Annotated in this window: 13 protein-coding genes; 4 read left to right on the top strand and 9 right to left on the bottom strand. The window is 63.1% G+C overall.

The annotated features are described in order from the left end of the window. Window positions 1-649 precede the first annotated feature (649 nt). On the top strand, window positions 650-1,804 hold the full coding sequence (locus tag ASG39_RS12400; RefSeq protein WP_082477199.1) for a polysaccharide biosynthesis/export family protein: 1,155 nt from the start codon (window positions 650-652) through the stop codon (window positions 1,802-1,804). Window positions 1,805-1,926: 122 nt separating this feature from the next. Next, on the top strand, window positions 1,927-3,180 hold the full coding sequence (locus tag ASG39_RS12395) for an aminopeptidase (RefSeq protein ID WP_132534859.1): 1,254 nt from the start codon (window positions 1,927-1,929) through the stop codon (window positions 3,178-3,180). A gap of 54 nt (window positions 3,181-3,234) precedes the next feature. On the opposite strand, the gene hemW is transcribed toward ASG39_RS12395, so the two are convergent. The 4 genes from hemW to rph form a co-directional block, all read right to left on the bottom strand. Beyond that, entirely contained in the window at window positions 3,235-4,410 is a 1,176-nt protein-coding gene (hemW, locus tag ASG39_RS12390; RefSeq protein ID WP_062595286.1) for a radical SAM family heme chaperone HemW, read from the bottom strand. Between the two features lie 5 nt (window positions 4,411-4,415). Beyond that, window positions 4,416-5,063 (bottom strand): RdgB/HAM1 family non-canonical purine NTP pyrophosphatase, encoded by a 648-nt coding sequence (rdgB, locus tag ASG39_RS12385; protein ID WP_062595285.1) that lies wholly within the window; start codon window positions 5,061-5,063, stop codon window positions 4,416-4,418. Window positions 5,064-5,185: 122 nt separating this feature from the next. Then, window positions 5,186-5,605 (bottom strand): VOC family protein, encoded by a 420-nt coding sequence (locus ASG39_RS12380; RefSeq protein ID WP_062595284.1) that lies wholly within the window; start codon window positions 5,603-5,605, stop codon window positions 5,186-5,188. A gap of 14 nt (window positions 5,606-5,619) precedes the next feature. After that, entirely contained in the window at window positions 5,620-6,336 is a 717-nt protein-coding gene (gene rph / locus ASG39_RS12375) for a ribonuclease PH (RefSeq protein ID WP_062470909.1), read from the bottom strand. A gap of 204 nt (window positions 6,337-6,540) precedes the next feature. Here rph and hrcA point away from each other — a divergent pair, with 204 nt between their 5' ends. Continuing rightward, on the top strand, window positions 6,541-7,602 hold the full coding sequence (hrcA, locus tag ASG39_RS12370; RefSeq protein WP_082477197.1) for a heat-inducible transcriptional repressor HrcA: 1,062 nt from the start codon (window positions 6,541-6,543) through the stop codon (window positions 7,600-7,602). 114 nt (window positions 7,603-7,716) lie between these two features. After that, complete coding sequence (grpE, locus tag ASG39_RS12365; protein WP_062595579.1) at window positions 7,717-8,352, top strand: nucleotide exchange factor GrpE; 636 nt, start codon at window positions 7,717-7,719, stop codon at window positions 8,350-8,352. A 102-nt stretch (window positions 8,353-8,454) separates the two neighbouring features. Here the strand turns inward: grpE and ASG39_RS12360 are convergent, their stop codons facing one another. From ASG39_RS12360 to rpoN, 5 genes are all read right to left on the bottom strand, one after another. Then, entirely contained in the window at window positions 8,455-9,705 is a 1,251-nt protein-coding gene (locus tag ASG39_RS12360) for a D-arabinono-1,4-lactone oxidase (protein ID WP_062595282.1), read from the bottom strand. Window positions 9,706-9,716: 11 nt separating this feature from the next. Next, on the bottom strand, window positions 9,717-10,496 hold the full coding sequence (locus tag ASG39_RS12355; RefSeq protein WP_062595281.1) for an SDR family oxidoreductase: 780 nt from the start codon (window positions 10,494-10,496) through the stop codon (window positions 9,717-9,719). Window positions 10,497-10,604: 108 nt separating this feature from the next. Continuing rightward, entirely contained in the window at window positions 10,605-11,069 is a 465-nt protein-coding gene (gene ptsN / locus ASG39_RS12350; RefSeq protein WP_062595280.1) for a PTS IIA-like nitrogen regulatory protein PtsN, read from the bottom strand. A gap of 264 nt (window positions 11,070-11,333) precedes the next feature. Next, entirely contained in the window at window positions 11,334-11,906 is a 573-nt protein-coding gene (gene raiA, locus ASG39_RS12345) for a ribosome-associated translation inhibitor RaiA (protein WP_062595279.1), read from the bottom strand. A 242-nt stretch (window positions 11,907-12,148) separates the two neighbouring features. Next, a complete protein-coding gene (gene rpoN / locus ASG39_RS12335; RefSeq protein ID WP_062595277.1) occupies window positions 12,149-13,690 on the bottom strand; it encodes an RNA polymerase factor sigma-54 in 1,542 nt (513 codons plus the stop codon). Window positions 13,691-14,073: the final 383 nt, after the last annotated feature.

The following is a 14,073-nucleotide window of genomic DNA, read 5'->3' as shown; positions in this document are numbered from 1 at the left end:
TCGTTTCATTCCGGACGAGGAGGCGTCTCCCGCCCGGCGGTCGTTGAAAAGACCCTATCGGAACGCGCGATCCCGGGGAACAGCAGAATGGACGTGCAAAGGCGGGAGCGTGACGTGTTCGAATTTGGGACGTTCCGCCGGGCTATCCCTCCATCTTCACGGTTTGGTCATAGCTGAAACTTACAACGGAACGTGCGTCTGGCTGCCGAGCGGCCTCGACCAGGCTGCAAGCCTGCCGTCCGGCGGTCGATAGCCGGTCGATGATGGCAGGCTCGACGTCGCCAGGGCGCCGATGGTAAGCCCATGCTGGCCATCGTCAGCCACGGCCGGAACCAAGGAGCAAAGCCGGTTTCATCGGCTTTCTCGATCGAAACGGGAAGGAACCGAACGCTGTCGAAGATGCGCCATCCAAGGCGCGTGCGCTTGACAAGGCCTTAAAATAAAAGGATTCCGTGCCGATCCGTCTGCATGACGATCCGGCTGCGGCCGACCTCAGACACTGTGCTCTTTTTGCAGTGGCCTGTTTGTTTTTCTTTGGTACGGCCTTGAAGTCATTGTTTACGAGTTGGTGTTGAGATAACCAAAACAACACCGCTATTTCGGGGGAGTGGATCAACTTCTCGTGAAGGATCCGCGCTTGAGGGTGCCCATGCCGTTCTTGACCAAGTTTACCAGTGTGTCGCTGGCTGTTATTTGTCTGACCACGACGTCCTGCACGGTCATGCCGAGTTCCGGACCAAGCTCCGCCCAGATTCTCGAAGAAGCCAAGGAAAGCTATTCTCCCTACACGGTGATCCCCGTCACCCCCGGCATCATCTCGCTTCTTTCCAGCGGCATGGAAACGCAGCTTGCCGCCAAGCTCGGCAACGCGCGCAAGCGCAGCTCGTCCATCATCGGTGTCGGCGACACGGTCGTCGTGTCCATCTGGGAAGCGTCGCCCGACGGCCTTTTCTCGGGCGGCTCCGTCAAGGGGGGAACGGAGATACCGGAACAGCCGGTCTCGGAATCCGGGACGATCTCGGTGCCTTACGCCGGCACTGTGCAGGCTGCCAATCGCACGCCGCAGCAGGTCAAGGCCGCGATCGAGAATGCGCTGGCACGTATCGCCATCCAGCCGCAGGTTCTTGTCAGCGTCGTCAAGAATGTATCCAACACCGTCACGGTCACGGGTGAAGTGGCCAGCAGCGGCCGCATCGCCCTGTCTCCGCGCGGCGAAAAGCTGCTCGACGTCATCGCCATGGCCGGCGGCCCCCGCATCGAGTCCCACCAGCTCTCCGTCCAGATCACGCGCGGTCAGCGCACGGAAACCATTCCGATGGAACGGCTGATCTCGGATCCGTCGGAAAACATCTATGTGCAGTCGGACGACGTGATCGCGCTGATCCGCCAGCCGCGGAGCTTCACCGTGTTCGGTGCGGCGACGAGCAATGCGTCCATCCAGTTCGACGAGTCGCAGCTGTTCCTCAACCAGGCACTGGCAAAAGTCGGCGGTCTGAACGACGATCGCGCCAATGCACGCGGCGTCTTCATCTATCGCACGGAACCGACGGCGCTCGTCCAGCGACTGGTGCCGGGCAGGGTCGCATCGGCCGGTCCGACGACCAACGTCATCTACCAGATCGACCTGAAGGACCCGAACGGCTTCTTCCTGCTGAAAAGCTTCAGCCTGCAGAACCGCGACCTGATCTTCATCGCCAATTCGTCGCTGGCAGAGGTGCGCAAGTTTGCAACGCTGGTAAGCTCGACAACGGCGCCGGTCGCACAGGCGGCAACTGTCGGACGAGCGGTCAACACCTTCCGGTAAAAGACGGACGTTGCCTCGTGGACGTCGGCTCGCGGAGGGCCGGCGCTCTGTCGTTTTCCCTTCAAATAGCCCGCATCCTATCCTAACGTCGAACCTCGTTTCCCTGGAGAAAGATGTTCGACATGCCAGTAGCTACACCCCACACGCCGCCAATCGATGCCCGCAAACTTGAGAAGCTGGCCGAAGTGGCGGTCAGGATCGGTCTTGGGCTCGAACGGGGACAGGATCTGGTGATCACGTCGCCGATCGCGGCGCTGCCCTTGGTGCGGCTCATCACCAAGCATGCCTATCTCGCCGGTGCCGGTCTGGTGACGACGTTCTATTCCGACGAGGAAAGCACGCTGGCGCGTTACGAGCACGCGCCGGACGAGAGCTTCGATCGGGCCAGCAACTGGCTCTATGAGGGCATGGCGAAGGCCTATGCGGGCAATGCGGCGCGTCTTGCGATCTCCGGCGACAATCCCATGCTGCTCGCATCCCAGGATCCGGCCAAGGTCGCGCGGGCGAACAAGGCCATGTCGATGGCCTATAAGCCGGCGCTGGAGAAGATTTCGAACTTCGATATCAACTGGAACATCGTCTCCTATCCCAATCCGTCCTGGGCCCGACAGATGTTTCCAGGAGACGCGGAAGACGTGGCCGTGGAGAAGCTGGCCAACGCGATCTTCGCGGCGTCCCGCGTCGATGTCGAGGATCCGGTTGCGGCCTGGAAGGAGCACAATGCCAACCTGCGCAAGCGGTCGACCTGGCTGAACGGCGAGCGCTTCTCGGCGCTCCACTTCACAGGCCCGGGGACCGATCTGACCGTGGGTCTTGCCGATGGCCACGAATGGCACGGCGGCGCCTCAACGGCGAAGAACGGGATCACCTGCAATCCGAACATCCCGACGGAAGAAGTCTTCACCACGCCGCATGCGCTGCGCGTGGAAGGCCATGTTTCCAGCACGAAGCCGCTGTCGCACCAGGGAACACTGATCGATGACATTCAGGTTCGTTTCGAAGGCGGGCGGATCGTCGAGGCCAAGGCGTCGAAGGGTGAAGCTGTGTTGAACAAGGTCCTGGATACGGACGAAGGTGCCCGGCGCCTGGGGGAGGTGGCCCTCGTTCCGCACTCCTCGCCGATCTCAGCCAGCGGCGTCCTGTTCTACAACACGCTGTTCGACGAGAATGCGTCGTGCCACATCGCGCTCGGCCAGTGCTATTCGAAGTGCTTCCTCGATGGCGCGTCGCTCAGTCAGGAACAGATCGCCGCACAGGGCGGCAACGCCAGCCTCATCCATATCGACTGGATGATCGGGTCCGACAAGGTCGATATCGACGGCCTTCGCGAGGATGGGACGAGCGTGCCCGTCATGCGCGGCGGCGAATGGGCCTGATCTCCCCGTGACCGGCCTGAAGGCCGGTCACCCCACATCCAGAAACCCTGGTGTTCAGCAGGCGAGATCCGCGACGACGGCATCGAGGATCAGCATGCCGGAGGGGGTGCAGCGCAGACGGGAATTGCCGATCCGCTCGATAAAGCCGTGCTCGATCAGGAAGCGTTCCTTTTCCGGATCGGGCGCGCGGCCGGACAGGGCCTCCCAGCGCACGAGGTCGATGCCCTCCTTCAGACGCAGCCCCATCAGCAGCAGCTCGTCGGACTGTTCGTCGTAGCCGAGCACCTCCTGGTCGATCATCCCGTGACCATTGGCCTCGACGAGGTCGAGCCAGGTCTCGGGCTTGCGCTCGGTCGCCGTCGCCAGCTTTTCGCGGCCGATCGTCAGGCGTCCATGGGCGCCGGGGCCGATACCGGCATAGTCGCCATAGCGCCAGTAGGTCAGGTTGTGGCGGCTTTCCGCTCCCGGGGCCGCATGGTTGGACACTTCATAGGCCGGCATGCCGATCGAGGCCGTGATGTCCTGCGTCGCCTCGTAGAGAAGCGCCGACTGGTCGCCATCGGGAACGATCAGCTTGCCGGCCTTGTGCAGGCCGAAGAACGGTGTGCCTTCCTCGATGGTCAGCTGATAGAGCGACAGGTGGTCGACGGCATAGGATACGGCCTGCTTAAGCTCCGCTTCCCAGTCCTCGACGGTCTGTTTCGGCCGCGCGTAGATCAGGTCGAACGACATGCGCGGAAAGATGTCGCGCGCAAGCCCGATCGCCTTCAGCGCGTCCTCGACATTGTGAAGGCGTCCGAGGAATTTCAGGTCACGGTCGTTCAGCGCCTGCACGCCGAGGGACACGCGATTGACGCCGGCCGAGCGATAGCCACGGAAGCGCGTTGCCTCCACGCTCGACGGGTTGGCCTCCAGCGTAATCTCGATGCCGTCCGGAACATGCCAGAAGCGCGAAATGCCGTTCATGATGGCATCCACCGTCGCCGGATCCATCAGCGAAGGCGTGCCGCCGCCAAGAAAGATGCTGGTCACGGTGCGCGGGCCCGACAGGCGGCGCGCTTCCTCCATCTCCTTCAGGAAGGCCGCGACATAGCGGGCCTGATCGACGCCCTGGTGGCGGACATGGCTGTTGAAGTCGCAATAGGGGCACTTGGCCGCGCAGAACGGCCAATGCACGTAGACGCCGAAGCCGGGATCGGTCTTGTCGCCGATGAAGGAGAAGTCAGCCATATCCGTCAGGCGCCGAGGCAGGTCTCGGCGAACACCTTGAAGGCGCGGGCGCGATGGGAAAGAGCATGGGCGTCGCCGGGCTTCCAGCCGTGCTTCTCGTCCGCGCTCATTTCGCCGAACGTGCGCTCATGGCCCTCCGGCTGGAAGACCGGATCGTAGCCGAAGCCCTGGCTGCCGCGCGGCGGCCAGACGACGGTGCCTTCCACTTCGCCGCGAAACAGCTCCACATGCCCGTCCGGCCAGGCCAGGCAGAGCACGGAGACGAAGCGCGCGGAGCGTGCCGCTGAAGTCGTTGCGCCGGCCTCCTGCAGGGCCGTCTCCACCTTGTGCATCGCCATGGCGAAGTCGCGCGTCCCGTCGGCCGTCTCCGCCCAGTTCGCGGTGTAGACGCCGGGATCGCCGTTCAGCGCATCCACCACCAGTCCGGAATCGTCGGACAGCGCCGGCAGGCCGGAGGCGCGCGCAGAGGCCAGTGCCTTGATGGTCGCATTTTCCTCGAAGGTCGTGCCCGTTTCGTCCGGCTCGATGAAATTGAGGTCGGCCGCGGATTTGGCGGAAAAGCCGAGCGGGCCGATCAGATCGCGAATTTCACGGATCTTGCCGGCATTGTGGCTGGCGACGATGAGGGTCTTGTCGTCAAGCGTGCGTGTCATGATGGGTCTCGAAAGGTAAACCGGAGGGCGTTGAGACGCCGCGGAGACGTGGGTCGGTAAAACCGGTCATCCGATCGCGCAAACGCAATCGGATGACCCGGCAGGGTGTCGAGGCGAACGGTTCAATCGATGGACCAGAGTCCCGGTTCGGCGCATTCCAGGCTGTTGCCGGCCGGATCGCGAAAATAGAAGGATCGCGAGCCGTTCGGCCAGGTGATCTCACTTTCGATCATCACGCCCGCCGCCGCAAGCCTGTCTCGCAGGAGAGCGAGATTGTCGGCCGACACGCGAAAGCAGGCATGGCCCGGGCCCGTCGTCCCGTGGGTCGGAACCGGCAATGCCGCGTCGGCGGCAGGCTTCAGGGTCTCGGTCGGGTTGAAGATCAGCAGCACGCCCTGTCCGCATCGAAAGAAGAGATGGCGGTCATCGAGTCGGGCAATGCGCTCCAGTCCGAGCACGTCGCCGTAGAAGCGATCGGCAGCGTCCAGATCCGACGCGTAGAGCGCCGTTTCCAGAATGGCTTCGAGTGTCGCCCTGACCATCTCCGTCTCCCGCTTTAGGCGATGATCTGCTTCTGCAGGGTCACGAGCTCCGAGATGCCGTTCTTGGCAAGGCCCATGAGGCTTGCGAATTCGGCTTCGGAGAAGGGCTTGCCTTCGGCCGTGCCCTGGATCTCGACGATGCCGCCGGAGCCGGTCATGACGAAATTGGCATCCGTCTCGGCCGCGCTGTCCTCGAGGTAGTCCAGATCGATCACGGCCTGATCGGCAAAGATGCCGCACGAAATCGCGGCCACATGGTCTTTCAGCACGCGCTCGACTTTCGTCATGTTGCGCGCTTCCATCCACTTCAGGCAGTCGTGCAGCGCGATCCAGGCGCCGGTGATCGACGCCGTGCGGGTGCCGCCATCGGCCTGGATCACATCGCAATCAAGGGAGATCTGGCGTTCGCCGAGCGCCTGCAGATCGACGACCGAGCGTAGCGAACGGCCGATGAGGCGCTGGATTTCCTGCGTGCGGCCGCTCTGCTTGCCGGTTGCAGCCTCGCGCTTCATGCGGTCGCCGGTCGCCCGCGGCAGCATGCCGTATTCCGCCGTCACCCAGCCCTTGCCGCTGTTGCGCAGCCATGGCGGGGTCTTTTCTTCAAGGCTTGCCGTGCAGAGCACATGCGTATCGCCGAACTTGACCAGGCAGGAGCCTTCGGCATGCTTGGACACGTTGCGCTCGAAGGTGACCTTGCGCATCTGATCTGTTTTTCTGCCGGACGGCCGCATCTTGGACTCCTTGGTCTGAAACTTGCGTGCCTTCTAGCCTATGTTGCCGCGCAAAGGAAAGCCGAGCAGCGAAATAGGCCCGTCAAAGACGCGTCGCAGGCCCGGCACGTCAATTTTCCCTTTGTCGATCGCCCGGCCTCTCACTATATTTCGAGCATGGCACAGAACGAACGATCTGCTGACAAGGCGGCGCTGACATCGGCAATGCGCGACAGGCTCTCGGCCCTCGACGAGCGCTCCGGCGAGGTGTTTCGCCGCATCGTCGAAAGCTATCTCGACAGCGGCGAGCCGCTTGGGTCCCGCAGTCTGTCGCGGCTCCTGCCGATGTCGCTGTCGCCGGCTTCGGTCCGCAATGTCATGAGCGATCTGGAAGATCTCGGCCTCATCTATTCTCCCCATGTCAGCGCCGGCCGCCTGCCGACGCAGATCGGGCTGCGGTTTTTCGTGGATGCCTTCATGCAGGTCGGCAATCTCTCGGCCGAAGACCGGGCCTCCATCGACAGGCAGGTCCGGCGGGGCGATCGCGACCGGCCGGTGGAGCAATTGTTCAACGAGGCAAGCCAGGTCCTCTCCGGCATGTCGCGGGGCGCCGGCCTGGTCATCACGGCGAAAAACGATCCGGTTCTCAAGCATGTCGAATTCATGCGCCTCGCCCCCACCAAGGCTTTGGCGGTGCTGGTCGGCGAGCACGATCAGGTTGAGAACCGCATCATCGAGCTTCCGGCAGGCGTCACGAGTTCGCAGTTGACCGAGGCGGCGAATTTTCTGAATGCGCATCTGGCGGGCCAGACGCTCGCGGAGGTTCGCGGACAGCTGCAGAAGGTCAAGGAAACCGTGCGCACGGAACTTGACGTTCTCTCCCAGGATCTGGTCGAGCGCGGCCTTGCCAGCTGGTCCGGCGGCGATGCCGAAGACAAGAACCCGACCCAGCTGATCGTTCGCGGGCGTGCCAATCTTCTCGAAGGTCTGGCCGGCGCCGAGGACATCGACCGGCTTCGCATGCTGTTCGATGATCTGGAAAAGAAGGACAGCATGATCGAACTGCTGAGCCTGGCGGAAACCGGGCCGGGCGTACGGATTTTCATCGGCTCGGAGAACAAGCTGTTCTCGCTGTCCGGCTCGTCCCTCATCGTTGCGCCCTACAGGGATGGAGACGACCGGATCATCGGCGCGGTCGGCGTCATCGGCCCGACGCGGCTGAACTACGCGCGGATCGTGCCGATGGTGGATTATACGGCCCAGCTCATGTCGCGCCTTTCACGTTAGCCAGAACAGATGATGCCCGGCAGCGGGCCGTCGGGCGCGACGACCCTTGATTTTTGGCGCCCGAACCTCGATATCGGCATCAAATCCCGAAACGATCCTGAATGCGGAGACGTCATGACCGACGAAACGACCAAACACGGTGCCGAAGCCAGCAAGCCGGCGGAAGAAATCGTCACGCCGGCCGAGGCTGATGTGCAAGACATGTTTGAGGACGCTGACGAGGCGACGCAGGCCGAATCCGGCGAACTGGAGGCCGCCCGCGCCGAGGCGGCCGACTTCCGGGATCGCTACCTTCGTCTGGCCGCCGACATGGACAATCTGCGCCGCCGCACGGAGCGCGAGGTCAAGGACGCCAAGTCCTATTCCGTCGCAGGCTTTGCACGCGACATGCTCGCCGTATCCGACAATCTTCGCCGCGCGCTCGATGCCATTCCCGCCGACGTGCGGGCCGGGGCCGACGCGGGCCTCAGCACGCTGATCGAAGGCGTCGAGTTGACCGAGCGCTCCATGCTCTCGGCGCTGGAGCGGCATGGCGTCCGCAAGCTCGAGCCGGAAGGGCAGAAGTTCGACCCGAACTTCCACCAGGCCATGTTCGAAGTTCCCAATCCCGACGTGCCGCACAACACGGTCGTCCAGGTCGTCCAGGCCGGCTTCACGATCGGCGAGCGCGTGCTGCGCCCCGCCATGGTCGGCGTTGCCAAGGGCGGGCCGAAGGCCGCGGCCGTCGAAGGCGAAGCCTCGGCCAGCTAAATGCTTCGATGAAGAGCCAAGGGCCGGGAAGAGGGAATCCTCTTCCCGGCCCTTTTTTTGAGACAACGCGCTCCGCGTGACGCAGGTTTTCTTTCGGTCGGACTACCCGAAGAGCTGCCGCAGATGGTCGTTGAGAAAGGCCCCGCCGGGATCGAGCTTCTCCCGCAGGGCGCGGAAGTCTCCGGCGCGGGGGTAAAGGGCCGTCACGTCGTCGCCGGTCAGGAAATGCAGCTTTCCCCAATGCGGCCGCGAGCCGAACGCCCGCAGGATCGCGTCGACATCCGATAGATAGGACCAGTAGTCGGTTCCCGGCTGCCCGGACACCGAGAGGGTGATCGAGTCCTGCTCGAAGAATGGGCTGATCCAGCCGGGATCGCCGGCCGTGAACCGGTATTCGATCGGGTAGATGCAGGTGGGATGCTTGGTGAGCATGAGCTCGCGCACCGCCCGGCAGGCCTCCTTGCCGTATCGCACGGGGACCGCATATTCCAGCTCGTGGAAATTCGGCACATATTCGATCGGGTAGATCTCCGAGGAATAGGCGATCTTTTCGAATCCCGCTTCCATCGGATCTGCGCCCGTGATGTCGATGATTTTCATCTCGCACACGTCGGAAAGGCTCGCGGTCGTGGAGACCGAGGCCGTGTCCGGCAGGCAGTAGCAGTGCCGGCTTTCCGGAACCGGGCACCAGAAGAACCCGAAGTGACGATGCCTGGCCGCAAGTTCGTCGTGTTGCTCCATGCATTCGTCAAAGCTGCAGCGCCAGAGCGTCTCGTGCAGGCGGTAGCTGTCCATCGCCTGCAGAGTGATCTCCGAGATCACGCCCAGCATGCCGATCGAAACGCGTGCGGCGTTCAGGAGGTCCGGATTGCTTTCATCCGCGATCAGGATGCTGCCGTCCGGCTGGACGATCCGCATTCCGACGATTTGCGACGCCATGTTGCCGAGCGTCGCGCCCGTGCCATGCGTCCCCGTGGTCAAGGCGCCGGCGAGTGCCTGACTGTCGATATCGCCCTGGTTGATCAGCGAGAGGCCGTTTTCCTTCAGCACCTTGCCGAGCGCGTTGATGGTCGTTCCCGCCGAGACGGAGACTCGCTTGCGCTCGCGGTCGATGCCCGTCACGCCCTGCATGCCCGACAGCGTCAGGTGCAGGCCACTGGTGAGGGCCACAGGCGTGAAGGAATGCCCGGAGCCGGCGCAACGAACCGCCATGCCTTCGGCGGTTGCCGCACGCACCATCTCTGCCAGCTCCGCCTCGCTGCCGGGGGCACCCCGGGCCCGCACGATGCAGGCCTGGTTTCCCACCCAGTTGCGCCAGAGGCCGCCGGCCTGTCGCGAAGTCCTGCTGTCCATGACGGTTCCTTTCACACGGCCGTAAAGCCATTATCCACAAACAGATGGGTGCCGTTGATGAAGCTCGCCTCGTCGCTGGCCAGAAACAGGGCCGCGCGCGCCACTTCGATCGGTTCACAGAGACGCCCCTGCTGCGCGGCGATGGCCGCGTCCGAGACGTCGATGCCGTATTTGGCCAGGCCCACCAGTTCGCGCTTGCCATGGTCGGTCGCGATGAAACCCGGGCAGACGGCGTTGGAGCGGATGTTACGATCGCGGAATTCCACCGCTATGGCGCGGGCGAACATGTGGCAGGCGCCTTTCGTCGTGTCGTAAAGCACCTCCATCGGCGTCGCGGCGACGGCCGAAATCGAGGAGGTCGAGACGATGCTGCCACCGCCCGCCGCGATCATGCCCGGCAGAACCGCCTTGGTCATCAGGAACATGGAGCGGACGTTGACAGCCATCAGCCGGTCCCATTCGTCCTCATCCGTTTCGAGAAACGGCCCGACGGCGAGAATGCCGGCATGATTGAACAGAACGGTGATGGGCCCGAACGCCGATTGCACGGCTTTGACGGCAGCGGTCACCTCGCCCGAGACAGACACGTCCGCAGGCGCGAACACCGCTTCGCCTCCGGCGGCGCGAATGCCGGCGGCAACCTCTTCGCCCCGGCTCGACGGCAGATCGACGATGCCGACCTTCGCGCCTTCCTGGGCGAAGAGTTCCGACGCGGCAAGGCCGCAGCCGCCGGCACCGCCGCTGATCAGGGCGATCTTGCCCGCCAATCGTCCCGAACCTGGTCCTGCCATGCCGTCTCATCTCCCGTTTGCTGAGCGGGAGTATTCACCGGGCGCCGGGTTCTGTCGATATCAACTTGGGAGGCAGGCGGAAAAGATCCGGTCGAACGGCGTGGCGCGTCACGCCGCGTTGGAGGTCTGGTCGTCGCTGAGGAAGGTATAGATCGCCGAGGCCGACTCGGTGCCGCGCAGGCGGGCGACCATGTCGGGATCGCGCAGCACGCGGGCGATGCGGGAGAGGGCCTTGAGGTGGTCGGCACCGGCCCCTTCCGGCGCGAGCAAAAGGAACACAAGATCGACCGGCTGGTCGTCGAGCGCCTCGAAATCCACGGGCGTTTCCAGCCGCGCGAAAATGCCGACGATGGCGGTCACGCCGGGCAGTTTGCCGTGCGGGATGGCGATGCCATTGCCGACGCCCGTCGAGCCCAGGCGCTCCCGCTGCAGGATGACGTCGAAGATCTCGCGCTCGGGCAGGCCGGTCAGCTTGGAAGCCTTGATGGCCAGTTCCTGAAGCAATTGCTTCTTGGACTGCACCCGAAGGGTCGGAAAAATCGCATCTTGCTGCAGCAGACCTGCCAAAGCCATTTTTTTGTACCTTGTTGACAGGGTCGCGTCGGACGGCACGACGTGCCGGCTCTGCGGCCCATTTCCCTCGATGCTCGCCAGGCTTCATCCCCGCGCCCGACGACCACCGTCTATCAACGAGGCGGCCGCTTGTCGCGCGCCGCCTCGCTTCTCTTGATCAGACACTGCGAAACGAAGGGTTCCGTCAGGCCTGTGTCTGTCTCATACGCCGGCCCGGACCGCCTCGTCGTGACGATCCGAACACGGGCGCTCCGTCCATCTTCGTCAGTTCTTCATGCTGGCCGTGTCGATCCAGCCGATATTTCCGTCCGTCCGGCGATAGACGATGTTCAGTTCCTCGTTGCCGGGGTTGCGGAACATCAGCACCGGATTGTCCGTCATATCGAGGGCCATGACGGCATTCGCCACCGACATGGTCCGGATCTGCTTGGAGCTTTCCGCAACGATCGTCGGTGCGTAATCCTCCGGCAGTTCGTCCTCTTCATCCGGCACGGAGTCCATGACCGTGTAGGCGACTTCCAGGCCTGCATGACCACTGCCGTTATGGTGGTCCTTCAGCCTGCGCTTGTAACGCCGAATGCGCTTTGCGATCCGTTCCGATGCCGCGTCGAATGCGGCTTGCGGCTCTGTGGCCTCGCCGTTCGCATGCAACGTAGCGCCCGTGTCCAGATGGATCATGCAGTCCGCGCTGAAACGCGGTCCCGACTTCACCACCGTGACCTGGCTCGAATACCCTCCGTCAAAATACTTGGTGACCGCCTGAGCGATCTGGTCCTCGATACGAAGACGAAAGCTCTCGCCGATTTCCATATGTTTACCGGATACACGCACACTCATGGAGTTTCCTCTCTTTCATGATTTGCGCACCCAGTTTATTCCAAGCGCCTTCCACCTCCAAGCCTTTCACGCAGCCGTTTTCACTTTGCGCGTGATCGACGATGTCCGGGAGAGGGGGAAAAGAAGCCTATCAATCATGACTGTCGGCGCGCCCTATAAGCTTGCCGCTAAAAAATGTCAATGAATGCTGAACAGCCTGCGCGTGTTTCCGTGCTGCACTGCACGCGGTCTCCGTCCGGCCTCTAGGCGGAAACCTTTGCCATGGCGCGCTTTTCGCGCCGCCGCTGCACCGAGGAGGGGATATTCATCGCTTCACGATATTTTGCGACCGTCCGGCGTGCGAGGTCGACGCCGCCCGTCTTCAGGATCTCCACGATGTCGTCGTCCGACAGCACGGCCTCCGGGCTTTCCAGCACGATCATGTTGCGGATGCGGTGGCGAACCGACTCTGCCGAATGGCCATCGCCGCCCTCCGCCGAACCGATCGACACGGTGAAAAAATACTTTAGCTCGAACAGGCCGCGCGGCGTCATCATATATTTGTTCGAGGTGACGCGGCTGACCGTCGACTCATGCATCTTGATCGCATCGGCGATGGTCTTGAGATTGAGCGGACGCAGATGATCGACGCCGTTGACCAGAAAGGCATCCTGCTGGCGAACGATCTCGGTCGCCACCTTCATGATGGTCTTGGCGCGCTGGTCGAGGCTTCGCGTCAGCCAGTTGGCCGTCTGCAGGCACTCCGACAGGAAGGCATGGTCGCCGCTGTTCTTGGGCGCATGCCGCGACACCGTCGTGTAGTAGACCTGGTTGACGAGCACGCGCGGCAGTGTTTCCGGGTTCAGCTCCACCGCCCAGGTGCCATCGGGCGCGGCGCGAACGACGATATCCGGCACGATCGCCTCGCAGGGCGTCATCTCGAAGCTCGTGCCGGGTTTCGGATCGAGCTTGCGGATCTCGCCGAGCATATCGATCAGGTCCTCCTCATCGACGCCGCAGAGCTTCTTCAATGTCGCGAAATCCCGTCGCGCCAGCAGTTCGAGATTGCCGATCAGGGCCGACATGGCCGGGTCCAGCCGGTTCTTCTGGCGCAGCTGGATCGCCAGACATTCGCTGAGGCTGCGGGCGAAGACACCGGGCGGATCGAAGCGCTGCAGCGTGCCGAGCACGGCTTCGACGTCGGGCGCCGTGCAGCCGAGCCGCTCGGCGATCTCGGCCGTGTCCGCATGCAGATAGCCTGCATCGTCGAGCTGGTCGATCAATGTTTGGGCGATCATCCGGTCGCGGGCGCCGTGGATGCTGAGGATCAGCTGCTCGTTCAGCGCGTCGCGCAAGGTCAGCCGGTTGGCGACGAAATCCTCGAGGTCGTAGCCGTCGCTCGTCTCCCCGTCGCCCCCGCCGGACATGGATTTCCACTGGCTGAGCAGTTCCGGCGCATCGGCCCTTTGCGGTGCCGTGTCATCCGGGAAGACGTTTTCGAAATTGGCGTCGAGCGTCTCGCTCATGCGCAGCGCGTCGTCGCGCGTCGTGCCGTCATAGACGTCGGTCAGTCCGGAAAGATCTTCCGAGTCGCGATGGTCCGGCGACGTGTCGTCGCGGGCGCTGTCGCTCGGCTGTTCGGCTTCGGACACGAATTCGAGAAGCGGGTTCTTCTCGACCTCCTGCTCGATGAACTGGGTCAGTTCGAAATGCGTCATCTGCAGCAGCTGGATCGACTGCATCAGCTGCGGCGTCATGGCCAGGCTTTGGGACTGGCGCAGATACAGGCTGGCCGAAAGTGCCATGAACGCAAAACTCCCCTACGTCAGACATCGCGCGAACCGGAAGCGGCACGGCGACCTCTGCATCAGCTTAAAGCATGGAGCAAAGTCGAGATCGTGAAGATGACGCGCAACGCTCCGGATGTCCGGCACGATCTTCGCCTCGACGCGAAATCTCGCCTGACTTCGTCAACTGGCCCGAAAATTGCTTATTACGGAGGTTTGGTCAAGCGGCTGTAATAAAATTGATAAGATTGCCGCATGCGAAGCTTGGGTGCCGTCGCCAGCGGCAGGGACGTGCTTTGTCCGTATCCACGCGACGAGCGAGGCGTACCGGTACGCGGATGTCGCACGGGGTGAGCCGGCAACGTCAGGATCGAGCGTCGCGCAATCCAAAGGATGCGTCA

The sequence above is a fragment of the Rhizobium sp. Leaf371 genome, from assembly GCF_001424045.1.
Classification (GTDB): domain Bacteria; phylum Pseudomonadota; class Alphaproteobacteria; order Rhizobiales; family Rhizobiaceae; genus Ferranicluibacter.
This window is presented reverse-complemented; position numbering and strand designations above follow the sequence as displayed.

Coding starts and splice junctions, on each gene's coding strand:
- ASG39_RS12400 (WP_082477199.1), top strand. CDS start 650: ATGCCGTTCTTGACCAAGTTTACCAGTGTGTCGCTGGCTGTTATTTGT.
- ASG39_RS12395 (WP_132534859.1), top strand. CDS start 1,927: ATGCCAGTAGCTACACCCCACACGCCGCCAATCGATGCCCGCAAACTT.
- hemW (WP_062595286.1), bottom strand. CDS start 4,410: ATGGCTGACTTCTCCTTCATCGGCGACAAGACCGATCCCGGCTTCGGC.
- rdgB (WP_062595285.1), bottom strand. CDS start 5,063: ATGACACGCACGCTTGACGACAAGACCCTCATCGTCGCCAGCCACAAT.
- ASG39_RS12380 (WP_062595284.1), bottom strand. CDS start 5,605: ATGGTCAGGGCGACACTCGAAGCCATTCTGGAAACGGCGCTCTACGCG.
- rph (WP_062470909.1), bottom strand. CDS start 6,336: ATGCGGCCGTCCGGCAGAAAAACAGATCAGATGCGCAAGGTCACCTTC.
- hrcA (WP_082477197.1), top strand. CDS start 6,541: ATGCGCGACAGGCTCTCGGCCCTCGACGAGCGCTCCGGCGAGGTGTTT.
- grpE (WP_062595579.1), top strand. CDS start 7,717: ATGACCGACGAAACGACCAAACACGGTGCCGAAGCCAGCAAGCCGGCG.
- ASG39_RS12360 (WP_062595282.1), bottom strand. CDS start 9,705: ATGGACAGCAGGACTTCGCGACAGGCCGGCGGCCTCTGGCGCAACTGG.
- ASG39_RS12355 (WP_062595281.1), bottom strand. CDS start 10,496: ATGGCAGGACCAGGTTCGGGACGATTGGCGGGCAAGATCGCCCTGATC.
- ptsN (WP_062595280.1), bottom strand. CDS start 11,069: ATGGCTTTGGCAGGTCTGCTGCAGCAAGATGCGATTTTTCCGACCCTT.
- raiA (WP_062595279.1), bottom strand. CDS start 11,906: ATGAGTGTGCGTGTATCCGGTAAACATATGGAAATCGGCGAGAGCTTT.
- rpoN (WP_062595277.1), bottom strand. CDS start 13,690: ATGGCACTTTCGGCCAGCCTGTATCTGCGCCAGTCCCAAAGCCTGGCC.